We start from the raw sequence: 24,381 nt of genomic DNA, 5'->3' as shown, positions 1-24,381 counted from the left end.
ATCTCAGTTTGAAAGGATTTCCCTGGCGCGGTCCAGGTCTTCAGGCGTGTCGACGCCGAGCGGCAGCGACTGCACGATCTCGGCGTCGATGCGCATGCCGGCTTCCAGTGCCCGCAACTGCTCAAGCCGCTCGCGGCGCTCCAGCGGCGACGGCTTCAGGGCGACGAAACGCTCGAGCGCGGCGCGGCGATAGGCGTAGAGGCCGACATGGTGATAAAGCGGCCCCTCGCCCCAGGGCGCGGTAGCGCGGGTGAAGTATAGCGCCCTCAGCCGCGTGGCCGACAGCGGCGACCCGACGATCTTGACGACGTTGGGATTGGTCTTTTCCTCCTCGCGGACGATCTCGACGCCGAGCGTGGCGATATCCACCGCGGCGTCCTCGAACGGCCTGAGCGACGCGGCGATGATGCCGGGATCGATGGTCGGCAGGTCGCCCTGCACATTGACGATCGTTTCGACCTCGCCTCGGGAATCGAGCGCCAACAGAGCTTCGTGGATGCGGTCGGAACCCGATTCATGGTCGATGCGCGTCATGACCGCCTCGAAACCATGCGCGCGCACCGCTTCGGCCACGCCTTGCGTGTCGGTCGCCACCACCACCCGGCCAAGCCCGGCTTCGGCCGCGCGGCGCGCGACATGGACGATCATCGGGGCGCCGGCAATGTCGGCCAGCGGCTTGCCCGGCAGGCGGGTCGAGGCCATGCGGGCCGGGATCAGGATCAAGGTGGACATCGGTCTGGCGAGGCGTTCGAAAAGAGGACAAGGAAAAGTGGCAAAAGGTCTCACTGGCAGCGCCCTTATAGGTGTTGCAACGCTGGAGCAAAAGACCTAGTTTCCGCCCGATTTGACCGGCCCTGGAGGGCAGGTCTCGATACCGACGGACGGAGTGGACGGTTCGGTCCGCCGGAAAAGGGAGCAAGGGGCGTATGGATTCCAACGAAGTCAACAAGCTGCTCGCCGGATTGCTCGGAACCGTTTTCGTCGTCTTCTCGGTCGGCATTGTGTCGGACGCGCTGTTTGCCTCGCCGGCGCCGGAAAAGCCCGGCTTCGCCATCGAGGCCGCGGAGCCCGCCGAAGGCGGCGCTGCCGCTCCAGCCGCCGAAGCCAAGCCGATCGCCGACCTCTTGGCGACCGCCAATGTCGAGGCCGGTGCTGCCGTCTTCAAGAAGTGCCAGGCCTGCCATTCAGGCGAAAAGGGCGGCCCCAACAAGGTCGGCCCGGATCTGTGGGATCTCGTCGATCGCCCTGTCGCCGAGCATGAAGGCTTCGCCTATTCGGCCGGCATGAAGGAATTCTCCAAGGGCGGCACAGAGAAGTGGACCTACGACAACATCAACCACTTCATCACTTCGCCGAAGAAATTCGTGAAGGGCACGGCCATGGGCTTTGCCGGCCTGCCCAAGGACGAGGACCGCGCCAACGTCATCGCTTATCTGCGCACACTGTCGGACAATCCCAAGCCGCTGCCGGCACCGGGCGCCGCTGCTGACGCCTCCGCGCCCGCCAAGCCGGCTGACGGCGCCGCACCGGCCAAGCCCGCGGCGCCGGCCGCTCCGGCAGCGCCGGCAAAATAACCGGATTGTCATCTCGACGTCCTTGAAAAAGCCGGGTTCAGCCCGGCTTTTTTGTTGGGAAAATGCGCGGTGCGGCGACAAAGCCGGCGCATTGCGGTTTTCACGAGCGTCAAATCATCTAGGATCGCCCTTCTGGATGATCTGGCACGCATCGCGAAAGGGAGAGTGCATGACGGTTGGCCGAACGCTTCTCAAGTCGCTGCTGGCGGCGGCCCTGCTGGTGGCAGGGTTGCAGACGACCCGGGCCGACGAGTGGCGGACAACCTCATCGCTGATCGGCCAATCCAAATACGGCGACAATTTCCAGCACTATGACTACGTCAATCCGAACGCGCCCAAGGGCGGCACGCTGAATTCGGTGCTGCTCGGCACTTATGACAGCTTCAACCCCTATGTCGTCCAGGGATCGCCTGCCGCGGGTCTTGTCGGCTTCGGCGGCGGCCTGCTCTACGACACGCTGATGGAACAGGCGACCGATGAGGGCAGCGTCAGCCATCCCCTGATCGCCGACGCCTACAAATACCCGGCTGACTATTCCTCGGCGACTTACCGGCTCGACCAGCGCGCCAAATGGCATGATGGCCAGCCGATCACCGTCGACGATGTGATTTGGTCGTTCCAGGTGCTGAAGGCCAACAGCCCGCAATACAGCCGCTATTTCGAGAACGTCACCGATGCGGTCGCCATCTCCGATCGCGAGGTCGAATTCCATTTCAACCAGAAGGGCAACCGGGAACTGCCCAAGATCATGGGCGACCTTGCCGTGCTGCCGAAACACTGGTGGGAGGGCACCGATGCCAGCGGCAAGAAGCGCGATGTCACCAAGCCGACGCTGGAAATCCCGCTCGGCTCGGCCGCCTACAAGATCGCCAGCTTCAAACCCGGTTCGGAAATCGTCTGGCAGCGCGTGCCGGACTATTGGGCGGCTAAGCTGCCGGTAAAGATCGGCCGCGAGAATTTCGACACGCGCCGATACACCTACATCCTCGACGACAATGCCGCCTGGCTTGCGTTCACGAAAGGTGGGCTGGAAGACATCAACCGCGAATACAGTTCTCGCAAATGGGCGACGGCCTATAATTTCCCGGCCATTCAGGCAGGCGACGTCATCAAGAAGGACTTCCAGACACAGTCGCCACAGCCGATGCAAGGCTTTGTTCTCAACCAGAGGCGGCCGCTGTTCCAGGATCGGCTGGTCCGCGAAGCACTGACCATACCATTCGATTTCGAGAGCATGAATCGCACGCTGTTCTTCGGCTTCAATACCCGCACATCGAGCTATTTCCAGGGTACCGAACTGGCGTCCAGCGGATTGCCGCAGGGCAAGGAGCTGGAGATCCTGGAAAAATACCGCGACAAGCTGCCGCCGGAACTCTTCACTCAGGAGTTCAAGCTGCCTGTCTACGATTCGCCGCAAGCGGAACGGAAGTATCTGAAGCAGGCCGTCGATCTCTTCGCCAAGGCCGGATGGGTCATCAAGGGCGGCAAGATGGTCAACGCCAAGACAGGCGCACCGTTCAAGTTCGAGATCCTCGGCTGGAACGACACAGACCAGGTGATCGCCAGCCCCTACATTGCCAACCTGCGCAAGATCGGCGTCGACGCTACCCTGCGCATCATCGATCAGACGCAGTACATCAACCGTGTGAACCATTTCGATTTCGATGTCGTGACGGGTCTGTTCGGCCAGTCGGAGTCGCCTGGCAACGAGCAGCGCGATTTCTGGAGTTCCAAGGCCGCCGACGCGCCCGGTTCGCGCAACCTGATGGGCATCAAGGATCCTATCGTCGATGCGCTGGTCGATCGCATCATCTTCGCCACCGATCGCGATGATCTCGTCGCCGCCACCCACGCACTCGACCGCATCCTGCTGTGGAACTTCTACGTGGTGCCGCAATATTACCGTTCCGCCGTCTGGCTGGCCTATTGGAACAAGTTCAAGTTCCCCGACAAGCAGCCTGCCTATGTCGGCGCCGATATCGATTCCTGGTGGGTCGATCTCGACAAGGAAAAGGCGCTGGCGGCCAAATACAAAGGCGGTAATTGATGGGGCGGCAATCGATGACGGCCCTGCCCCGTCGCGACTTTCTCGCTCTTGGCGCAGCTGCCGCTGCCGCCGCGTTGCTGCCAGGCAGGGCTTTCGCAAACATTGCCACCGGGATCAAGCTGCACGGCCTGTCGGCCTTCGGCGACCTCAAATACAGACCGGATTTTGCGCATTTCGACTATGTCAATCCGGACGCTCCCAAGGGCGGCCAGATGAATTTCACGCCGCCCAGCGCAACCCTCAATCAGAGCTTCCTGACTTTCAACACACTGAATTTCCTGGTGTTGAAAGGAGAGGCGCCGCCGCGCGCCGAACTCTGCTTCGATTCCCTGATGGCAAGCGCGCTCGATGAGCCGGATGCGGTCTACGGCCTGCTCGCCGAGTCCGTCACGCTGTCGCAAGACCGCAACGGCTTCCGCTTCGCGCTTCGGCCGCAAGCGCGTTTCCATGACGGCTCGCCGCTGTCCGCCGAAGACGTCGCCTCCGCGCTGAAGCTGTACAAGGACCAAGGCCACCCGAACCTTTCCAAGGCGCTGCGGCATATGACGGAGGCGGTCGCGGTCGATCCCGTCACCCTTGCCCTGACCTTCAATGGCGAACAGTCGGCGCAAAACATCCTGGCGGTCGTCGGAATGCCGATCGTGTCCAAGGCCTTTTATACGGCCAACAATTTCGATGCCTCAACGATGACACCGCCGCTTGGCTCGGGGCCCTACAGGATCGGACGCGTCGCGGCCGGACAGACTGTCGAATATGACCGCGTGGCCGACTATTGGGGCCGCGATCTCCCGGTGAACCGCGGTCTGTACAATTTCGACCGTATCCGCATCGACTTCTATCTCGACCGGCAGGCGGCATTCGAGGCCTTCAAAAAGGGCGATACGCATTTTCGCGAGGAATTCACCGCGCGTGTCTGGGCGACCGGATACGACTTTCCAGCGTTGAAGGACGGCAAGGTCGTCAAACGGGAATTTCCCGGCGAAAAGACGCCGGACATGCAGGGCGTCGCGCTTAACCAACGTCGCCCGCAATTTCGCGACGAACGGGTGCGACGAGCGATCGCCAGATGCTTCGATTTCGAGTGGATGAAGCGGGCGTTGTTTTACGGCTCTTACGAACGCGCTCAATCGAATTTCGAACGGTCGGATTACAAAGCCGAAGGCCTGCCCTCGCCTGAGGAATTGGCCCTGCTGGAGCCGTTCCGAGCCGAGTTGCCGCCAGAGGTCTTTGGTGAAGCCGTAACGCAGCCCCTCTCCGACGGTTCGAGCCATGACCGCAAGCAGCTGGGCGAGGCTTCGCGGTTGCTTGCGCAAGCCGGCTGGAAGCGCGCGGGCAGTTTCCTCGTCAACGACAAGGGTGAGCGGCTGCGGGTTGAAATGCTGGCGGAGGATGACGGCATCGTTCGCATCTACACTCCGTGGTCCGAGAATATGAAGGCGATCGGAATTGACGCATCGATCAGGCAAGTCGATTCAGCGCAATATGAACAGCGGCAGAGCGATTTCGACTTCGATCTCAACATGCTCCATTGGTCGATCGGAGCGACGCCGACTGATGACGGGCTGGAAATGCTCTATGATTCCCGGATGGCTGACACACCGGGGCAGCGCAATTATCCGGGCACGAAAAGCAAGGCCATCGACGCGCTGATCGTGGCGGCCGGCAAGGCGCAAAGCCGCGCAGAACTCGTCACGGCGCTGAGAGCGCTCGACCGGGTCTTGCGCGCGCGGCTAGACTGGATTCCAACATACTATCTGGCGAATCACCGCGTCGCCTATTGGGACATGTTCGGCTTTGTCGAGCAAAAGCCCGATTTCGGCTTTCCGGTCGAGGCGCTGTGGTGGTTCGATAAGGGCAAGGCGGCAAAAATTGGCAAAGGCTGAATTTCTTGCGGGCGTTGGCGCTGCCCCTCACCTGCCTGCAGGCATCCTCTCCCCGTATAGTGACGGGGAGAGGGGTGCTCTGATCAGTGATTTCGCCAACTACAAGCGTCGCGATAAGAGCGCCGAGATCATGGCCAGCCCCTTTCTCCCCGTCCCTAAACGGGGAGAAATGTCCGGCAGGACAATGAGGGGCGGCGCCGGCGTCGACAATTGGCCTGAAGCGACTGCCTTGGGGGTGCCGCCGGACACGGTGGCTCTCCCTGAGGAGGATACCATCTGATGGGCGCCTATATACTGCGCCGCATCCTTTTGATGATTCCGACGCTGTTCGGCATCATGGCGATATCCTTCGCCGTCATCCAGTTCGCGCCTGGCGGCCCGGTCGAGCAGGTCATCGCCAAGCTGACCAACCAGGGCGGCAGCGACCGCCTCGGCGGTGGCGGCGGCGATGCGGGCGGTTCCAATTTCGACGCTGCCGGCGACGTCAGCTCGAAATATCGCGGCGCCCAGGGCCTCGACCCGGAATTCATCAAGAAGCTGGAGAAGCAGTTCGGCTTCGACAAGCCGCCGCTCGAGCGCTTCGGCATGATGCTGTGGAATTATGCCCGGTTCGATTTCGGCAACAGCTATTTCCGCGATATTTCGGTGCTCGACCTGATCCTTGAGAAAATGCCCGTTTCGATTTCGATCGGGCTCTGGATCACGTTATTGTCCTATCTGATCTCGATCCCGCTCGGCATCCGCAAGGCGGTCAGGGACGGCACCCCCTTCGACGTCTGGACCAGCGGCGTCGTCATTGTCGGCTATGCCATTCCGGGCTTCCTGTTCGGCATTCTTCTGATGGTGCTGTTTGCCGGCGGCTCGTTCTGGGACTGGTTCCCGTTGCGCGGCATTGTCTCCGACAATTGGGATCAGTTGTCGTGGCCGGCCAAGATCGCCGACTATGCCTGGCACATGGCCTTGCCGCTGACGGCGCTGGTGCTGTCGGCTTTCGCCACGACGACGCTTTTGACCAAGAACTCGTTCCTGGAGGAAATCCGCAAGCAGTATGTGGTGACGGCGCGCGCCAAGGGCCTGTCGGAACGGCAGGTGCTTTACGGCCACGTCTTCCGCAATGCCATGCTGATCGTCATCGCCGGCTTCCCCGGTGCCTTCATCTCGGCCTTCTTCACCGGCTCGCTGCTGATCGAGAATATCTTCTCCCTCGACGGGCTCGGCCTGCTCGGCTTCCGGTCGGTGGTCGAGCGCGACTATCCCGTGGTGTTCGCCAACCTCTACATCTTCTCGCTTCTTGGCCTGTTCATCGGGCTCCTGTCCGACCTGATGTACACCTGGGTCGATCCGCGCATCGATTTCGAGCGGAGAGACGTCTGATGTCGGAGGCAAGCGTTACCGCCGGTGTCTTGCCGGAGCGGCTCCCACGGCCGTTCCTGTCGCCGCTCAACAAGCGCCGCCTGCAGAATTTCAAGGCCAACCGGCGCGGCTACTGGTCGCTATGGATCTTCCTCATCCTGTTCGTGCTGTCGCTGTTTGCCGAATTCATCGCCAACGACAAGCCGATCATCGCTTCCTACAAGGGCGAATTCCTGTTTCCGGTGATGGTCGCTTACCCCGAAGAAAAATTCGGCGGCTTCTATGCGGTCACGGATTACCGCGACCCGGTGATCCAGGACGAAATCAATGCCCATGGCTGGATGATCTGGCCGCCGATCCGCTATTCCTACCAGACCGTCAACAACGCCATCCCGGAAGCGGCACCCGCCAAGCCGTCCTGGCAATACGACGCCAAGACGCGCTGCAACCAGTATCCGCAAGGAGCCGATGACCCAGCCTGCAATGTCGGCAACTGGAACTGGCTCGGCACCGACGACCAGGCACGCGACGTGCTGGCGCGCGTCATCTACGGCTTCCGCATTTCGGTGCTGTTCGGCCTGATCCTGACCGCCGGCTCGGCTCTCATCGGCGTTGGGGCTGGTGCCTTGCAAGGCTATTTCGGCGGCTGGACGGATCTGCTGTTCCAGCGCTTCATCGAGATCTGGTCGGCCATTCCGGTGCTCTATCTGCTGCTCATCGTCGCCGCCATCCTGCCGCCGGGCTTCTTCATCCTGCTCGGCCTTATGCTGTTGTTCTCCTGGGTGGCGCTGGTCGGGGTGGTGCGGGCGGAGTTCCTGCGCGCCCGCAACTTCGAATATGTCAACGCGGCGCGCGCGCTCGGCGTACCCAACCGCACCATCATGTTCCGGCATCTGCTGCCCAACGCCATGGTGGCGACATTGACCTTCCTGCCCTTTTTGCTGAGCGGATCGATCTCGACGCTGACCTCGCTCGATTATCTCGGCTTCGGCCTGCCGCCGGGTTCGGCCTCGCTCGGCGAATTGCTCAAGCAGGCGCAGCGCAACCTCAACGCGCCTTGGCTCGGCATATCCGGTTTCGTCGTCATCTCGCTGATGCTGTCGCTGCTGGTTTTTGTCGGCGAGGCGACGCGCGATGCCTTCGATCCGCGCAAGACGTTCAAATGAGCGGAGCGCCCTTGCTCAGCGTGCAGGACCTCAGCGTCGCCTTCAGCCAGGGCGGCGGCCAGTCCGTTGCCGTCGACCACATCTCGTTCGACATCGCCAGGGGCGAGACGGTGGCGCTGGTCGGCGAATCCGGCTCCGGCAAATCGGTCTCGGCGCTGTCGGTGCTGAAGCTGCTGCCCTACCCCAGCGCCAGCCATCCGTCGGGCAAGATCCTGTTCCAGGGCGCCGACCTCTTGGCCATGAGCGAGAAGCAATTGCGCCAGGTGCGCGGCAACAAGATCACCATGATCTTTCAGGAGCCGATGACCTCGCTCAATCCGTTGCACACGATCGAGCATCAGATCGTCGAAATCCTGAAGCTGCATCAGGGCATGGGCGACCGTCCGGCCAAGGCGCGCACGCTGGCCCTGCTCAACGAAGTCGGCATTCGCGATCCGCAAAAGCGGCTCGACGCCTATCCGCATCAGCTTTCGGGCGGCCAGCGCCAGCGCGTCATGATCGCCATGGCTCTCGCCAACGAGCCGGAACTGCTGATCGCCGACGAGCCGACGACGGCGCTCGACGTCACGGTGCAGGCACAGATCCTCGAACTGCTCGCGGGCCTCAAAAGCCGCAAGGGCATGTCGATGCTGTTCATCACCCATGACCTCGGCATCGTGCGCAAGATCGCCGACCGGGTCTGCGTGATGACCAAGGGCAAGATCGTCGAGACCGGGCCGACCAAGGACATCTTCGCCAACCCGCAGCACCCCTATACGCGCCACCTTCTGGCCGCCGAGCCGAAAGGCAAGCCGCCGGCCGCCAATGCCGACGCCAAGCCTGTCATGACCGGGAAGGACATCAAGGTGTGGTTCCCGATCAAGCAGGGCTTCTTCCGGCGCACGGTCGATCATGTGAAGGCGGTCGACGGCATCGATGTCACGGTGCGCGCCGGCCAGACACTCGGCGTGGTCGGAGAGTCGGGTTCCGGCAAGACGACGCTCGGCCTGGCGCTGGCGCGCATGATCTCGTCGACCGGAACCATTCAGTTCAACGGCCGCGACATCAACAAGCTCACCTTCAACGCCATGCGGCCGCTCAGACGCGAACTGCAGATCGTCTTTCAGGATCCGTTCGGTTCGCTCAGCCCGCGTATGTCGATCGCCGAGATCATCGAGGAAGGCCTGAAGATCCACGAGCCGAAACTGTCGCCCGACGAGCGCGACGACAAGGTCGCCGCCGTGCTGAACGAAGTCGGCCTCGACCCGGCGACCCGCAACCGCTATCCGCACGAATTTTCCGGCGGCCAGCGCCAGCGTGTTGCCATCGCCCGCGCCATGGTGCTCAACCCGCGCTTCGTCATGCTGGACGAGCCGACATCGGCGCTCGACATGAGCGTGCAGGCGCAGGTCGTCGATCTCCTGCGCAATTTGCAGGCCAAGCACGACCTCGCCTATCTCTTCATCAGCCATGACCTCAAGGTCATCCGGGCGCTGGCCAATGACGTCATCGTCATGCGCAACGGCCAGATCGTCGAAGCCGGCCCTTCCGAACAGATTTTTGGAAATCCGCAAACCGACTATACTCGGGCGCTGATCTCGGCAGCCTTCAAGATCGAGACGGCTCCGACAGGCGCGGTCAGCGAGTGATCCGCACAAGGAAGGATTGAACGAACCGCGATGGAAAAAGGCCGTATCCTGCTAGCCGTCACCGGCTTTCATCCGCAACGCTGGCGCGACCTCTTGTCGGCCGAGCGCGAGGTGGTGCTGGAGCCGGACGGCGCCAAGGATCCTTCGATCACCTATGCGGTGGTGTGGAAGCACAAGCCCAATTTGATGTCGTCGCTGCCCAATCTGCGCGCCATCTTCTCGATCGGCGCCGGCGTCGACCATATCTTCGCCGACCCCGGCCTGCCCGACGTTCCGATCGTCAAGGTCGTCGCCGACAACCTCACGCAGTACATGACCGAGTACGTCGTCTGGCGGGTTCTCGACCATCACCGCCAGGGCCTGCTCTACCGGTCGCAGCAGTTGAAGAAGACCTGGCACGAACCGCTGCAGCGGCCGGCCGGGGACATTTCCGTCGGGATCATGGGTCTCGGCAGTCTCGGCCGGGCTGCGGCCTCGGTGCTTCTGTCACTCGGCTTCGCGGTCAATGGCTGGTCGCGCAGCGACCGGCCGATGAAGGGCGTGGCGACCTATTCCGGCGAAGCAGGCCTCATCCCATTCCTCAATGCCACCGACATTCTGGTGGTGCTTCTGCCGCTTACTCCAGACACGCAAGGCATCATCAATTACGGCGTGCTGAAGGAGTTGCGCAAGCGCAACGGCCTTGGCGGCTCGGTGCTGATCAATGCCGGGCGTGGACGTCTGCAGAAGGACGCCGACATCATACGGGCGTTGGACGACGGCACGCTGAAGGAAGCGAGCCTCGACGTGTTCGAGGTCGAACCGCTGCCCAAGACCAGCCCGCTGTGGACCCATCCGAAAGTGTTCGTGACGCCGCATGCCGCGGCGACCTCCGATCCCGTGCACCTGGCACCGACCATGCTGCGCCAGATGGATGCTTTCGAGCGCGGCGAAAAGCTCGACAATCTGGTGGACCGCAAGGCGGGATATTAGCAGGGCGTTACCCTCATCTGGGCAAGTCCCACTCCCGGAAGCATTCCTTGATTGCCCGGACCGACGACAGTTGCAGCTTCGGCAGATCGATCTGCTCGAACATTGTCCGGTATCTCCGGCGATTTTTCGGCGTGGTCACGGCGATGTGGTGGATCATGTCCCATTTGATGCTGTCGCGCCCGCCTGCCAAGCCACCGCGCCTGTCCCTCTCGAACAGGGTTCGCCTGAAATAGCGCAGCAGACTTGCGGAGGTGGAGATGTCCAGCAGGATCAATCCCGTCGCGCGCCGGAAGCGTTGCGGCATGCAAACCGAGTAGTTTCCGTCCATCACCCACCGCTCGCCGGCGATCGCGGCCTCATGCAAGGCAATGAACTCGTCCCTCGGACGCTGCACCCAATCCGTGTGGGGCAGGTGAAAGAGCAGATCGAGATGAATGGGTGTCAGGCCACGCTTGCGCGAGATCGCGTCGGCGAGCGTCGACTTGCCGCTGTTGGACGGCCCAAGGATACAGATGCGGTCGCCGAGGTCCGAGAGGTTCACCGGACGGAGCCTTGCTAATGGACGGTTGGATCATCAGCCAGGCAGAGCGAACTTCTTCTGCTTGTCCGGCTTGCCGCAGTCGCGGCGGTCGATGGACCGGTTCATGGCATCGATCTCGCCCGACGCCTTGTCGCTGTCGCGCTGGGCCTTGGAGCGCATGTCGGGCGTGAACGGACCGAAGCCCATGGCGGGATTGGAGAAGGTCGGCTTCGCGGTCGTCGGGAGATTGTATTGCTGCGCCAATCCGTTGCGCTGCGCCAGCAACTGATCGCATGGCACGCTGTCATATTGCAGCGAGGATTCGACGTTGGCATCCTGCCGCTCGGACGCTGAATTGCCAACGCAGCCGGTGGTTGCCAGGCAAGACGCCAAGATCATCATGTTCCAGCGCATCGAACTGCTCCTCCTGGTATCCCGCCCTGATGCGACCAGATCGCAAATATCAGTCGCGCACGCAAATCGGACTTTTTCGCAGCAGTGCAAAGAGCTGGCCTCACACGGCCTGAGCTTTCCGTGCCACGACGGCCAGGCCTTTGACAGGCTCTCGGCGATCCCAGCGGATGGTTGTCGGTTCCAGCGCGACGATCGAGAGACCGTTGGCCTCGAGGGTCCGTCCGACATAGCCATCCGAATGGGCGTAGCGCCGCGACGGCTGCAGCGCGAAGTCGCCGCCATCCACGAGGCTCTCGACGGAAAAGGCAAACAGGCCGCCCTCGGCGAGCAGGCCGGCGACCGCTGCCACCAAACCTTCGAGCCCGCCGATGTAAATCAGCACGTCGGCTGACGTCACCAGATCGGCCTTGCCGCCCGAATAGGAAAAATCCTGCAAATCCGCTTTTGTCAGCGCGTCATAGATATTTTTTGCCCGCGCCTTCCTCAGCATCCTTGCCGACATATCGACCCCCTCCAGCCGGTCGACGATCGGCCTCAGCCTCTCGCCCATCAGTCCGGTGCCGCAACCCAGGTCGAGCGCCAGGCGGAAGCGGCCCGGCCTTGCCTTGCGGATGGCAGCGTCGAGCACCTCGGGCAGCCGGTAGTCGAGCTTGCCGACCAGCGTCTCCTCGAATGTCTCGGCATAGTGGTCGAACAACGTCTCGACAAAGGCGCTGGGCGGCGCGGTGGAGGCCGGACCTTTGCCGATCAGCTGCAGTTTGAGCACCGCGCCCTGGCGATCGGCCGGATCGAGTTTCAGCGACGTCGTCCAGGCCTGCGCCGCAAGGTCGAGCCTGCCTGATGCCTCCTGCATCTCGCCGAGGCGAAACCAGCCCATTGCCCATTGCGGCGCCAGTTCCAGCGCGCCGAGCAGCAACTCGGCCGCCGCAGTGTGATCGCCGGAGACAAAGAGCATTTCGGCATAGTCTGCACGGCGATCGGCGTTCGGGTCGCCCGACGAGGTCTGAAGCGGTTTCATGATGATGGTTCCACCGGCAGGGTAGCCGGCCGCCCATCTCTGTAGAGCAAAGCACGCCGAAGCTGAACCGAATTGAGCAGGCTTTGCCCGGCGAGTCAGCAGTCTCGGGCAACCGGCTTCCCGCGGCGGAATTATATCCTATCTTGAGGGTCATGCGCGCCAGCGACCTGCTTCATCCCCGGCCCGAGGGCCTCTACTGCCCGCCGGGCGATTTCTTCATCGACCCGGTACGGCCGGTGAACCGGGCGCTGATCACGCACGGCCATTCCGACCATGCGCGTTCCGGCCACGGCTCGGTGCTCGCGACACAGCAGACGCTCGACATCATGGCATTGCGCTACGGCGAGGATTTTGCCGGGACGACGCAGGCAGCCACGCTCGGCGAGACGATTGCCCTCGACGGCGTCAGCGTCAGCTTCCACCCCGCCGGTCATGTGCTGGGGTCGGCGCAGATAGCGGTCGAGCACCAGGGCAGGCGTATCGTCGCCTCCGGCGACTACAAGCGTCAGAAGGATGCGACCTGCGCGCCGTTCGAGCCGATCCGCTGCGACGTCTTCATCACCGAGGCGACCTTCGGTCTGCCGGTGTTTCGCCATCCGCCCGATACGGAAGAGGTCGCCCGGCTGCTGAAATCGGCAGCGCAATTCCCGGAGCGCTCGCATCTGGTCGGAGCCTATGCGCTCGGCAAGGCACAACGGGTGATGCGACTGTTGCGCGACGCCGGTTACGACAAGCCGCTCTACATCCATGGCGCGCTGGCCAGGCTCAGCGAATATTACCAGAGCCAGGGCATCGACCTCGGCGAACTCGAGCCGGCGACGGTGGAGAGCGGCGGCAAGCAGGATTTCGCCGGCGCCATCGTGGTCGGCCCGCCATCGGCCTTCGCCGACCGCTGGGCGCGGCGCTTTCCCGACCCGATCTCATGCTTCGCGTCGGGCTGGATGCGCATCCGCCAGCGCGCCAAGCAAGGCGGCGTCGAGCTGCCGCTGATCATCTCGGACCATGCCGACTGGGACGAACTCACCGCCACCATCAAGGAGACCGGCGCCGAGGAAATCTGGGTCACGCACGGCCGCGAGGAAGCTCTGGTGCGCTGGTGCGAATTGGAAGGGATAGCGGCCAGGCCACTGCATCTGGTGGGCTATGAGGACGAGGGCGATTGATGCAATACAGTTCGCCAATTGTCCCTGACGAGCCCTACGGCGCCCCCCTCTGGCCTGCCGGCCATCTCCCCCACTTGTGGGGAGATCAGATGTTACGCCGGCTTTCGCCAATCGTTGATGTTGGGGGAGATGAGCCGGCATCGCATCTGCCAATCTCCCCCCTCGTGGGGGAGATGTCCGGCAGGACAGAGGGGGACGCGACGGGACGCGACGCCTGCCGATTGGCGAGGTTTCCCTCCCCATGAACCGCTTCGCCGAACTTCTCGACCGCCTGGTGCTGACGCCGTCGCGCAACGGCAAGCTGACGCTTTTGACCGACTATTTCCGCAGCGTCGAGGATCCCGACCGTGGCCTGGCGCTGGCCGCGATCACCGGCGATCTCAAAATTGCCGCCGTCAAGCCGGCCATGCTGCGCACGCTGGTCACCGAACGCATGGACCCGGTGCTGTTCGGCTATTCCTACGACTATGTCGGCGACCTCGCCGAGACGGTGTCGCTGGTATGGCCCCAACCGCCTGGCAGGATCGCCAACCGCGAGCCGACGCTTGGCGAGGTGGTGGCGAAGCTACAGGCGGCAAGCCGCTCCGACGGGCCGAAGGTGCTGACGGGGCTGCTCGACAGCGCCGGCATCTCGGCGCGCTTCGCCATCATCAAGCTGGTCACCGGCGGGCTGCGCATCGGCGTCTCGGCGCGGCTGGCCAAACAGGCGCTGGCCGATTTCGGCAACGTCGACGTCGCCGAGATCGAGGAGCTCTGGCATGGGCTGTCGCCGCCCTACACGGCACTGTTCGCCTGGCTGGAAGGCAAGGCCGAAAAACCGCGCAACACGGCGCTGGCGCTGTTTCGCCCGGTCATGCTGTCGAACCCGGTCGGCGACGGCGATCTCGAAAAGCTCGATCCCGCCGACTATGCGGCGGAATGGAAATGGGACGGGATCCGTGTCCAGGCGGTGGCCGAAGGCGGCATCCGCCGGCTCTATTCGCGCACCGGCGACGATGTCTCGGGCGCCTTTCCAGACCTCGCCGACGCCATGCACTTTTCCGCCGTACTCGACGGCGAATTGCTTGTCGGCGATCCGCGCGAGGCGACGGGAACCTTCTCGGACTTGCAGCAGCGGCTGAACCGCAAGACGGTGACACCGAAGATGCAGCAGCAATATCCGGCCTTCATGCGCTGCTACGACCTGCTGCAGGTTGGTGAAGAGGATCTGCGCCCACTGTCCTTCCGCGAGCGGCGCGGCCGCCTGGAAGCCTTCATCGGGACGCTCGACCCCAGCCGCTTCGATCTCTCCCCCTTCGTCGACTTCGCGGACTGGCAGGCGCTCGAGGACCTGCGCCGCGCGCCGCCGCATCCGATCATCGAAGGGGTGATGCTGAAGCGCTGGGATTCGCCCTATGTCGCCGGTCGGCCGAAGGGGCCGTGGTTCAAATGGAAGCGCGACCCGCACACGGTGGACGCCGTGCTGATGTATGCCCAGCGTGGCCACGGCAAGCGTTCGAGTTTCTATTCGGACTACACGTTCGGCGTCTGGTCCGGGACCGAGGGCGCGGAGGAGCTGGTGCCGGTCGGCAAGGCCTATTTCGGCTTCACCGACGTAGAGCTGAAGCAGATCGACAAATATGTCCGCGACAACACGGTCGAGCGCTTCGGACCGGTGCGCTCGGTGCGCGCCGACCGTGACAATGGCCTGGTGCTGGAAGTCGCCTTCGAGGGGCTCAACCGCTCGACTCGGCACAAATCGGGTGTGGCCATGCGTTTCCCCAGAATTTCACGGCTGCGCTGGGACAAGCCGGCCAACGAGGCCGACCGCATAGAAACCCTGCAGGCGCTGCTCGACTGATAGGCACCGCCGGTATGTCGGTCGCAACGATTCAATTCAAGGCTCGATCGAGACGCGAATCTCATAGACGTTGACCGCCTTGCCCTGCTTGTCGAAATCGGAATTGACGGCGATGGTTCCGGCCGAACCCGGATGCTTGTCGGGAAACTTCACGTCGAACAGATATTCGTTTTTCTGCTGGCCGACCGCGTAACGCTTGCGGCCGCAGTCGCCGAGTTCGCCGAAATTGCAGTCGACGGAGATCTGCGTGTCCTTGCCGTCCTCGGCCCGGGCGATGATGTCGAACACGGCGTGCTTGCCGGCGAGTTTTTCCAGCACGCCCTGCCCGACGTCGAAGGCGATCGCCGAGCCGGAGGCGCCGGACTGGATGCGCAGGAACGGCCCGCTGTCGTCCTTCATCACCTCGGCCTTGGCGTCCGACGGCGCGGCGACATGGCTCGGGTCGGTCGGCGAAAACACATTGATCCAGTCGTGCGACTGATCCGCGGCACCGGGCTTTGCCGGGGCGTTGGCGCCGTCGGCCGGGGTGAAATCGTCGTCCTCGACGGTCGGCGGTGCTTCCGGCGGCGCGGTATTGAGCTCGGCCGCCGACTTGAACACACCGGTCTGCATGGCGAAAAACAGGCCGATGCCAACCGCCGCGAGCAGCGTCACCGTGAAGAAAATGGCGGTCAGCGGCAGGCGACGTCCGCGAATGCGCCGCTCATCGCGGTCTGGCGCCACTTCCGTCGCGGCTCCTGGCGCGGCGGGAGCCGACATGTCGATGGTCGGCGCACCGGGCAGGGTCGCATCCGGCATGATGTCGGGAACGACCGGCAGCACGCGCGAGCGCGGTGCATCGGAAGCGGGCTGCACGGGGGCGTCGACGGAGGCAGCGGGCGATGGCACCCTCGGGCTGGCCTCGACCGCCGGCGCTGCATCGGCCTCGACCTCGCCCGCCGGCGCGTCGATCGCGTCGATCCGCGGGGCAACGCCAGGCACCGCCGGCAGGTACTCGGATTCGATTTCGGTGATTTTCGCCTGGATAGCCTTGCGGCGCTTGATGGCGACTTCCACGGTCACGCCGGGATTGGCCTGGAGCGCACGGTCGAGCGCGGCGAAGGCCGAGCGATAGACCCTCTCGCGGAACGCGCGGTCCTCGGCGTTGCCCTTTTCCAAGGCGTTCCGGATCGCTTTTTCGATCGCGTCCAAGCGAGATCCCTCTGCTAATTGCCACAAGCTTTCATGATGGTTAGCGGCAGGCGACCAATCAATCAACGGGCGGGCAGCCGCATTCTGCCTTGACGGGCCGTCCAAAGTCCATCTTCGCGATGTTCCGGCAAACAAAATCGGAATATGTCGGCGATTCCGGCATGCAAGGGCGCTGGAGCCCCGGTTTCGATCGCGGCGGGACGCTTGCATGATTTGCCAAGTCGCATCTTGAATTCGCGGCCGGTTGAGTCTATCACCCTGCCCATCTTGGAGGCCTTGGCCTCCCGGGCCGCTTTAGCTCAGTTGGTAGAGCACATCATTCGTAATGATGGGGTCAGGTGTTCGAGTCACCTAAGCGGCACCAGTTTTTCAAACCAATGGTCGAAGCGGCTTGGGTGCGCGGAAGTTGGCCCGAATTCCGGCCTTTTGCCTTTTGCCGGTCGGTCCAACGCCCAGAAACGCGCTGACAACCGCGCGGTCCGGCATTTTCAAATCTCAACAACAAATGATGGATATCGCATTTCTATTTTTTTGAAACAGGCGCCTGTTTTTTGGAACAGACGCTTGGGTCGCACATTTCCTGCCGATGGTTCCACGGACAGGAGGTTTTAAATTGCCAAGGCGTGTCGACAAGGAAAAGCTGGCAAGAGCGGACCGTGAGGCGAGGCTGGTGCTGGATGCCGAGCGCCACGCCAGGGACGCCAAGACAGCCCGCCTGAGGGAGCAGAGACTGCAGCAGGAGGCCTTGGCGGACAAGCCTCCGCCTGCGCGCCAACGGGAGCCGGTCAGGAAGCCGGCCCGGCGTGTGATCGAGGCGGACTGATCCGCGGAGGCCGCCCGCTTCGCCCCGAGGGCGCCGTCCGCGATGCCCCCCGCGTTGCCGCATGAGACAGTGGCCCAAAAGACCCGTATGCCATTGTCGGGACACCGGTTTTGGTATGAAATGTCAGGTGTCAGCATGGGAGGTCCAAATGCCCAACACTTTCAAGACCGGAGACGTCGTCAAGCTGAAGTCGGGAGGCCCGAAGATGACGGTCAGCGATGGCGCCGCTTCCGGCATGTATCTGTGCCACTGGTTCAATAAAGAGGGCGATGTGTGGACCCCTCAGCATGCCGGCTTCAAATCGGATCAGCTGGTAGCCGACGATCACTCGGCGTAATCCAGACGCGCCGGACGAAGTGCTTTGCCACTTCTCCTGCCGCCGCCAAGGCCCGGCATTGCGGCAAGCGCGTGATCGGCATCGGCGACCGACGGATTTCTCCGATCGCTGCGTTTAACGGTTGAAGCGTGACCCTGGCATTGGGCCATGGCATGCGCCAACCGGAGACGTGAAGCATGATACGCCGTTCGATCCTTGCCGCTGCCTTGAGCCTGCTGACCACCGCGGCTCTGGCCCAGACAGCGACAGAACCACCGGCCGCCACGCCACCCGCGGCCACATCCCCCGCGGCCACATCCCCTACTGCCCCATCCCGCACCGCCAAGTCCGACATCACGCTGGCCAAGTTCCAGAAGCGGCGGGAGAAGGCGATCATGGCCGCCGACACGGACGGCGACGGCAAGATCAGCCTCTTGGAGTGGGAGGCCTTCCGGGCCAAACGCAACGTCAAGGGCGATCCCGCCAAATCCTTCGCGCGCATCGATTCCAATCATGACGGCTTCATCGACCGGGCCGAGCTCGATGCGTTGTTCGCCAAGCGCTTCGCCAGGCTGGACAAGAATGGCGACGGCATTCTAACGGCCGACGAGAGGCCGGGCCACAAATCCGCTCCCAAGCCGGAGCAATGACCAAGAGGCTATGACGCGTGATGGACATCGGGAGTGCGCCAGCCGATGAGCGCCGACCCGGACGAGGAGTTGGTTCGCCGCGTCGGTACCGGCGAGCCGGAGGCGGTGCGGTTGCTGGTCGCGCGCAAGCTGCCGCGCATCCTTTCGCTGGCCGTGCGCATGCTGGGCGACGCGGCGGAGGCCGAGGATGTCGCGCAGGAAACCTTCATGCGCATCTGGCGTCATGCATCGGGCTGGCGGCGCGGCAATGCACGCTTCGACAGCTGGATCCACCGCGTCACGCTCAACCTCTGCTACGACCGGCTGCGCCGGCGCCGCGAATGGGTGACCGACGCGGTGCCGGACATTGTCGATCCCGCCCCGCTTCCCGATGCCCGCGAAGAGCCGCATCGGGTCGAGCAGGCCTTGCAGGCAATCGCACCACGCCAGCGCGAGGCGATCATCCTGGTCTACTATCAGGAGATGTCCAACATAGAGGCGGCCGCGACCCTGGAGATCAGTGTCGATGCCTTGGAGAGCCTGCTGTCGCGCGGCCGGCGGGCGCTGCATACGATCCTGGCCAGGGATGGTGCCCATGACTGAGAAAGGCGCGATCATGATGCGAAGAATTCACCGTACCTCGCGAGCGTCCGGTGGCCAGGTCCCGGGAATCCAACCGCCCGGACACGCGGCGCCAATCGGCAAAGGATGGACTGATGTCTGATGGGTCGAGGAACGAACCCGCAATGGATGCCGAGCGCTTTGCGGCTCTGGCGGCGGCCTATGGCGGCGATCTGCGGCGGTGGCCGCAGGCCGATCGCAGGGCCGGAGCGATGTTCGCCGCGAGCGAGATGGGCGCGGTCATATTGGGCCACGCCGGGAAACTCGACGCCTTGCTCGACAGCTATGCCGTCAAGGCGCCCGGCGCGGCGCTGCACGGCAGCATCCTGCGCACCGCCGAGCGGCACCTTGTCAAGCGCCGGCGCCAACTGGTCTGGTGGCTGGGTTTGGGCCTTGCCGGCATTGGCCTGGCGGGCGCGGTGGCCGGGTTGGCCCTGGTGACCATCGTTACTCCAGAGGTTCCGTCCGACCATTATGTGCTCGATGCCAATGCGACGGCGTTCGGCGATGCCGGGCCCGACGGCGAAACAGTCGGGGAGGACCTATGAGCACGGGCCGTAAGCTCATCATCGCGTCGGTGGCGCTGAATGTCTTCCTGGCCGGGGCGCTTGCCGGCGGGGCCGTCTGGGTAAGAAGCGGCAAGCAGGGCCAGGGCTATTCGCTGGAGGCGGCCGGCGGCCGTCTTCCCGACCAGCAGCGCATGCTGTTCCGCAAGGCATTGCGCGAGGTTCGCCGCGAGTCGCGCGACATCATCCTCGACGGCCAGCAGGCCAGGCGCGAGGCGGCGGATCTGTTGCGGCAGCCCGTCCTCGACACGGCGGCGCTGTCGGCGGCCCTTGAACGGGCCCGCAATGCCGACATCACCCTGCGCACGCGGCTGGAGCAGCGCATCACCGAGTTCGCGGCTGCAGGCTCCGCCGAGGCGCGCGCCGTGCTGGCGGACGGGCTGGCCAGGCGCGCCGGGCCGCAGCCGAAGGCGGAGCCAAAAAAATCACCGTGACGGCCGACGGAAAGCGCCCGCAGGGCCGTTTAACCGGGAGAAGGGCAGACCTGCCGGCCCCATCGGTACGAACAGGTTTTCATTCTCGGACAACATTCGGAGTAACGTCATGAACCGTCTGACACAGTATGCGGCAGCAGCCGTCCTCGCCTTGACCGGAACCGCGGCAACCGTCGCGACCTCCGCCGCCATGCCGATGGTGGCGCAACCGGCCGCGCCGGCGCTGATCGAGCATGTGGCCTGGGGTTGCGGACCCGGCTGGCATCCCAATCCCTGGGGGCGCTGCGTTCCCAACCGTGTCGTGGTGTATCCGCGCTACCGCTATTGGCACGGCCCGGCCTATTACGGCTGGCATCCGCACCGCCACTGGCACCGCTGGCATCGCTGGTAAGCGTGCGGGAGGGCCGGGCGGCACCCGCCCGCCCGGTCGCCTGTCCCCGGTTTGAGCCGGGGAACAGCCCAATCGGGCGTCGCGCGCCTCGCGTGAGATCCAATCATGGAGCGCTGACATGGCCGTCGCGACCAAAAGGCCCATGGCGCCAGGTCCCGCCCTGCCGAATCCCGCCCTGATCGCCTTCAACCGCTTCGGGCTCGGGGCCCGGCCCGATGACCGCGACAGGCTGGCGAACGACCCACGCAGCTATCAGGCGGCCTCGACCTTGGCGGCCTCAGAGGCCTCGCCGCGCACCAGCCTGGTCACGCCGACGAAGTCGATCTTGCCCGAGCCAAGCACCGGCACGTGCGCCACGACGCGCACTTCGGCCGGCACCATCAGGTCCATGGCGCCGTTCGCCTTGGCGAAGGCCAGAAATTCGGCGCGCGTCGCGTTTTCGGCTTCGGTGATGAGCACCAGCTTTTCGCCCTTGCGCGGATCAGGCACCGTCGCGACCGCCGAGAGCGAACCTTTCCACAGCTCGCCCGCCAACGCTTCCACGGCAGCCAGCGAAATCATCTCGCCGCCAATCTTGGCGAAGCGCTTGGCGCGGCCGCGAATGCTGACGAAGCCGGCATCGTCGATGCTGACGATATCGCCGGTGTCATGCCAACCGTCCTGCAGCGGTTCGAGCACACCAGGCTTTTCCGCCCTGAGATAGCCCGCCATGACGTTGGGGCCGCGCACGAACAGCCGCCCGCCGCCCTGGACGCCGATCACCGGATCCAGGCGGTATTCCATGCCGGGCATGATTTTTCCCACCGTGCCCGATCTGTTGTACATCGGCGTGTTGATGGAAATCACCGGCGCCGTCTCGGTGACGCCGTAGCCTTCGAGAATGCGCAGGCCGAACTTCTCCATATAGGTTTCGCGGGTCGAGGCCTTGACCGGCTCGGCGCCGGAAAAGCAGTAGCGCACCGAGCGGAAATCATAGGGGTGTGCGGTGCGCGCATAGCCGCTGAGGAAGGTGTCGGTGCCGAAGATGATCGTCGCGTTCGAGGCATAGACCAGTTCGGGAACGATGCGGTAGTGCAGCGGCGAAGGGTAGAAATAGACCGGAACGCCCGACACCAGCGGCAGCACCGTGCCCGCCGTCAACCCGAAGGAATGGAAGATCGGCAGCACGTTGAACACCTTGTCGCCCGAGTGGAAATCGATGCGCGAGGCGGCCTGCGCGGCATTGGCCAGGATGTTGCGATGGGTAAGCACCACGCCCTTGGGCGTGCCTTCGGAGCCAGAGGTGAACAGGATCACGGCCGGATCGGTGGCATTGCGGGCAACCCGTGGCGTGGCCTTGCGCAGCATGCCAAGCAGCTTGTCCTTGAGGCTGATGGTTGCGCGCAGATCGTCGAGCCAGACGATGTTCACCGACCGGCCGACTTCCTCGACCGTCGCGCCGAGCTTGGCCTGCTCGACAAAGGCCCGAGAGGTCAAAATTGTGGTGACCCGCGCCGCCTTGCAGGCGGACAGGATGTTGGCGGCACCGGCGGTGAAGTTGATCATCGCCGGGACCTTGCCGGCGGACATGACGCCAAGCAGCGCGGCACAAGCGCCATTGGCATTGGGCAGCATGATGCCGAGCGTGTCCTGTCCGGCATAGAGCGCTTCGAACTTCTCGCCGAGCACGGCGACACCCGTGAGCAGCTTGCCATAGCCCAGCGAACCGGCGACCGGATCCTGCACGGCGAGTTGCTTCATGCCGCGCTCGGTCGCCGTTTCGATGACCCTTTCGAGCACGGTCTTGTCGATATGCTGGGTGCGGAAGACGAGGTCGGACATCACCTGGTAGAGTGCGGCACCGGCGGCGGCTCTGCGCTTGCGGCCCTTCAGTTCGTCGGCGACCTTGAGCCTGACCGGCGGCAGTATGGTCACCTTGACCTTCGGGAACAGGCGACGGCGCACGTGCTGCGCCGTCAGCCGCGAGAAGGGGCTTTTCTCCAGCCCCTCGATACGGATCGGCACGACCATCGAGCCGGTCTTGTCGGCCACCATGGCGGCGCCGTCATAGACCTTCATCAGCCCGCCGGTGACGGTGATGCGGCCCTCGGGAAAGATGACCAGCGGATCGCCATTCTGCACGATCTTGATCAGCGTGCGCGTCGACATCGGCTTGGCCGGATTGAGCGGCAAGGCGCGGGTCAGTTTGAGGAACGGCTTCATCCACCAGGCCTGCGCGATGGTGTAGTCGATGGCGAAGACCGGCTCTTCATCGGTCAGCGTCAGCGCCAACGGACCGTCGAGAAAGCTGACATGGTTGAGCGCCAGAATCGGCGCCGGGCCTGCGGCCTTGAGGTTTTCCAGACCCTCCACTTCCAGCCGATGGAAGGCGCGAAAGAGGATGGAGACGAAGTCGCGGAAGGCGTTGGTCGGCAGATATTTCAGCATCAGCCAGGCGGCCACCGCATTGAAGGCGGCAAGCCCGAACAACAAGCTGGCAATAGAGACGCCAGCGGCCTGGACGGCGGCGACGAGGATGCCGCCCAGCGTCATGAAGCCGGCGTTGACGATGCTGACAGCGGCGACGACGCGGGCGCGGCGCGCCTCGGGCGACCAGGCCTGCACGGCAGCGAAGGTCGGCACGACCAGGAAGGCACTGGAAATGGCCATGCCGGCAAGGTCGATGGCAACGCGGATGGTGTTCGGCCCGGCGAAGAAGAGGCCAAGGGTTTCAGCCTTGGGCGAAGGCTGCATGCTCCAGATCGTCCAGGCAAGGTGCAAGCCGAACAGCGCCAGAAGCGCGGTGCCGACCGGCGCGGGAAGCAGCACCATGCGGCCCTGCGACATCCAGGCGGCGATCGCCGAGCCGATGGCAATGGAGACGGCGAACACCGCGAGATAGGCGGTGACCGCGATCTCGTTGCCGCCGAGCTGGTCCTTGATCAGCGTGGGCAGGATCGAAAGCACGATGGCGCCGATCAGCCAGAACCACGAGGTCATCAATCCGGCGCGCCAGATGCGCGTGTCGGTGCGCAATTCGCTGACCTGGCGCCATGTCGAGTGGAAGATGTTCCAGTCGATGACAAGGTTCGGCGCGGCTGAGCCGGTCGAGGGGATGGAGCGGCTGACGAACCAGCAGCCGACCGCAAGGATCATCATCATCGGGCCGAAAACGGCGACACCGATGCCGTCAGCGGAGACGACACCGCCCACGATCGTGCCGCCAAGGATGGCGGCGAAGGTCGCCGACTCGATCCAGGCGTTGGCGCGGGGCAATTCCTTGCGCTCGAGATGATCGGGCAGGATGCCGTATTTGATCGGCCCAAACAGTGCCGAGATGACGCCGAATATCAACAGCGCGGTCATCAGCACAGGAATGGAGGACAGCGCGATGCCGACGACCGCGACGGCAGCGGCGCCGATCTCGGCGAATTTCAGCCGGCGGGCAATGAGCGCCTTGTCGAAGCGGTCGGCGATCTCGCCGCCCAGCGCCGACAGGAACAGGAACGGCGCCATGAACACGGCGCCGGCCAGCGTGACCAGCGAGGCGGCCTGATCGGCAGCCAGTGTGAAGAGGATCAGGAACACCAGCGTGTTCTTGAGGAAATTGTCGTTGAAAGCGGACAGGAACTGCGTCCAGAAGAGCGGCGCGAAGCGCCGCGAAAGCATGAGATGCGTGTTCATGGCGTTGTCCCATTTGGCGGAACCACGCGGCGATGCTCCGGTGATCCCCGCGGGTTCATGCGCTGTTCCGATCGTTGTGATAGCCGTGAGCTGGTTAAGGTTCTTTACTGGGTCGGAAATCGCCGGTGGTCGCTGGTTCGTTCCGGCGCTGGTGAAGCTGGCCTGTGCG

The 24,381-nt window shown here is 63.8% G+C and carries 22 protein-coding genes and 1 tRNA gene; 17 read left to right on the top strand and 6 right to left on the bottom strand.

What is annotated here, in order from left to right:
* Positions 1-3: 3 nt before the first annotated feature.
* Positions 4-732, bottom strand: a complete 729-nt coding sequence (locus tag EN808_RS21420; RefSeq protein WP_127870716.1) for a 3-deoxy-manno-octulosonate cytidylyltransferase — start codon at positions 730-732, stop codon at positions 4-6.
* 194 nt (positions 733-926) lie between these two features.
* On the opposite strand from EN808_RS21420, the gene EN808_RS21415 reads away from it, so the two are divergent.
* The 7 genes from EN808_RS21415 to EN808_RS21380 all read left to right on the top strand — a co-directional run bounded on the left by EN808_RS21415 (position 927) and on the right by EN808_RS21380 (position 10,623).
* Entirely contained in the window at positions 927-1,574 is a 648-nt protein-coding gene (locus EN808_RS21415; protein ID WP_127870715.1) for a cytochrome c family protein, read from the top strand.
* Between the two features lie 169 nt (positions 1,575-1,743).
* Positions 1,744-3,621, top strand: coding sequence for an extracellular solute-binding protein (locus EN808_RS21410; RefSeq protein ID WP_135916847.1), 1,878 nt, complete (start codon positions 1,744-1,746; stop codon positions 3,619-3,621).
* A 14-nt stretch (positions 3,622-3,635) separates the two neighbouring features.
* Positions 3,636-5,504: an extracellular solute-binding protein gene (locus EN808_RS21405; RefSeq protein ID WP_135916846.1), complete on the top strand. Its 1,869-nt coding sequence runs from the start codon at positions 3,636-3,638 to the stop codon at positions 5,502-5,504.
* A gap of 279 nt (positions 5,505-5,783) precedes the next feature.
* Positions 5,784-6,878: a microcin C ABC transporter permease YejB gene (locus EN808_RS21395; protein ID WP_135916844.1), complete on the top strand. Its 1,095-nt coding sequence runs from the start codon at positions 5,784-5,786 to the stop codon at positions 6,876-6,878.
* A complete protein-coding gene (locus EN808_RS21390; RefSeq protein WP_135916843.1) occupies positions 6,878-8,023 on the top strand; it encodes an ABC transporter permease in 1,146 nt (381 codons plus the stop codon). The genes EN808_RS21395 and EN808_RS21390 overlap by 1 nt, the downstream gene beginning before the upstream one ends.
* Positions 8,020-9,651, top strand: coding sequence for an ABC transporter ATP-binding protein (locus tag EN808_RS21385; RefSeq protein WP_135916842.1), 1,632 nt, complete (start codon positions 8,020-8,022; stop codon positions 9,649-9,651). Before EN808_RS21390 ends, EN808_RS21385 begins: the two co-directional genes overlap by 4 nt.
* Positions 9,652-9,681: 30 nt before the next feature.
* The gene (locus EN808_RS21380) at positions 9,682-10,623 is read left to right on the top strand and encodes a glyoxylate/hydroxypyruvate reductase A (protein ID WP_127278434.1); all 942 of its coding nucleotides are present in this window, start codon (positions 9,682-9,684) and stop codon (positions 10,621-10,623) included.
* A 13-nt stretch (positions 10,624-10,636) separates the two neighbouring features.
* Here EN808_RS21380 and EN808_RS21375 read toward each other — a convergent pair whose 3' ends face one another.
* From EN808_RS21375 to EN808_RS21365, 3 genes are all read right to left on the bottom strand, one after another.
* The gene (locus tag EN808_RS21375; RefSeq protein ID WP_135916841.1) at positions 10,637-11,164 is read right to left on the bottom strand and encodes an AAA family ATPase; all 528 of its coding nucleotides are present in this window, start codon (positions 11,162-11,164) and stop codon (positions 10,637-10,639) included.
* 33 nt (positions 11,165-11,197) lie between these two features.
* Entirely contained in the window at positions 11,198-11,557 is a 360-nt protein-coding gene (locus EN808_RS21370) for a hypothetical protein (protein ID WP_135916840.1), read from the bottom strand.
* Between the two features lie 100 nt (positions 11,558-11,657).
* The gene (locus tag EN808_RS21365; RefSeq protein WP_135916839.1) at positions 11,658-12,575 is read right to left on the bottom strand and encodes a methyltransferase domain-containing protein; all 918 of its coding nucleotides are present in this window, start codon (positions 12,573-12,575) and stop codon (positions 11,658-11,660) included.
* A 152-nt stretch (positions 12,576-12,727) separates the two neighbouring features.
* Here EN808_RS21365 and EN808_RS21360 point away from each other — a divergent pair, with 152 nt between their 5' ends.
* A complete protein-coding gene (locus EN808_RS21360; RefSeq protein ID WP_135916838.1) occupies positions 12,728-13,738 on the top strand; it encodes a ligase-associated DNA damage response exonuclease in 1,011 nt (336 codons plus the stop codon).
* Between the two features lie 241 nt (positions 13,739-13,979).
* Positions 13,980-15,578: a cisplatin damage response ATP-dependent DNA ligase gene (locus EN808_RS21350; RefSeq protein WP_135916836.1), complete on the top strand. Its 1,599-nt coding sequence runs from the start codon at positions 13,980-13,982 to the stop codon at positions 15,576-15,578.
* A gap of 36 nt (positions 15,579-15,614) precedes the next feature.
* Here the strand turns inward: EN808_RS21350 and EN808_RS21345 are convergent, their stop codons facing one another.
* On the bottom strand, positions 15,615-16,769 hold the full coding sequence (locus EN808_RS21345) for a hypothetical protein (protein ID WP_127870709.1): 1,155 nt from the start codon (positions 16,767-16,769) through the stop codon (positions 15,615-15,617).
* 288 nt (positions 16,770-17,057) lie between these two features.
* On the opposite strand from EN808_RS21345, the gene EN808_RS21340 reads away from it, so the two are divergent.
* The 8 genes from EN808_RS21340 (at position 17,058) to EN808_RS21305 (ending at position 20,549) form a co-directional block, all read left to right on the top strand.
* Positions 17,058-17,133, top strand: a tRNA-Thr gene (locus tag EN808_RS21340).
* Between the two features lie 249 nt (positions 17,134-17,382).
* Positions 17,383-17,592 (top strand): hypothetical protein, encoded by a 210-nt coding sequence (locus tag EN808_RS21335; protein ID WP_127275158.1) that lies wholly within the window; start codon positions 17,383-17,385, stop codon positions 17,590-17,592.
* 148 nt (positions 17,593-17,740) lie between these two features.
* A complete protein-coding gene (locus EN808_RS21330; protein WP_127275157.1) occupies positions 17,741-17,929 on the top strand; it encodes a DUF2158 domain-containing protein in 189 nt (62 codons plus the stop codon).
* A gap of 176 nt (positions 17,930-18,105) precedes the next feature.
* Positions 18,106-18,558 carry an acid-shock protein gene (locus EN808_RS21325; RefSeq protein WP_127275156.1) on the top strand — a complete coding sequence of 151 codons (453 nt, stop codon included), beginning with the start codon at positions 18,106-18,108 and terminating at the stop codon, positions 18,556-18,558.
* Between the two features lie 45 nt (positions 18,559-18,603).
* Complete coding sequence (locus EN808_RS21320; protein WP_127275155.1) at positions 18,604-19,140, top strand: RNA polymerase sigma factor; 537 nt, start codon at positions 18,604-18,606, stop codon at positions 19,138-19,140.
* A 113-nt stretch (positions 19,141-19,253) separates the two neighbouring features.
* Positions 19,254-19,706, top strand: a complete 453-nt coding sequence (locus tag EN808_RS21315; RefSeq protein WP_127275154.1) for a hypothetical protein — start codon at positions 19,254-19,256, stop codon at positions 19,704-19,706.
* A complete protein-coding gene (locus EN808_RS21310; protein WP_127275153.1) occupies positions 19,703-20,158 on the top strand; it encodes a periplasmic heavy metal sensor in 456 nt (151 codons plus the stop codon). The genes EN808_RS21315 and EN808_RS21310 overlap by 4 nt, the downstream gene beginning before the upstream one ends.
* 109 nt (positions 20,159-20,267) lie before the next feature.
* A complete protein-coding gene (locus EN808_RS21305) occupies positions 20,268-20,549 on the top strand; it encodes a hypothetical protein (protein ID WP_127275152.1) in 282 nt (93 codons plus the stop codon).
* 252 nt (positions 20,550-20,801) lie between these two features.
* On the opposite strand, the gene EN808_RS21300 is transcribed toward EN808_RS21305, so the two are convergent.
* The gene (locus EN808_RS21300; protein WP_127280444.1) at positions 20,802-24,212 is read right to left on the bottom strand and encodes an acyl-[ACP]--phospholipid O-acyltransferase; all 3,411 of its coding nucleotides are present in this window, start codon (positions 24,210-24,212) and stop codon (positions 20,802-20,804) included.
* Positions 24,213-24,381 lie beyond the last annotated feature (169 nt).

The organism is Mesorhizobium sp. M8A.F.Ca.ET.165.01.1.1 (assembly GCF_004792065.1).
Classification (GTDB): domain Bacteria; phylum Pseudomonadota; class Alphaproteobacteria; order Rhizobiales; family Rhizobiaceae; genus Mesorhizobium.
Note: the sequence above shows the minus strand (reverse complement) of the source record. Positions and strands in the feature narration are given on the sequence as shown.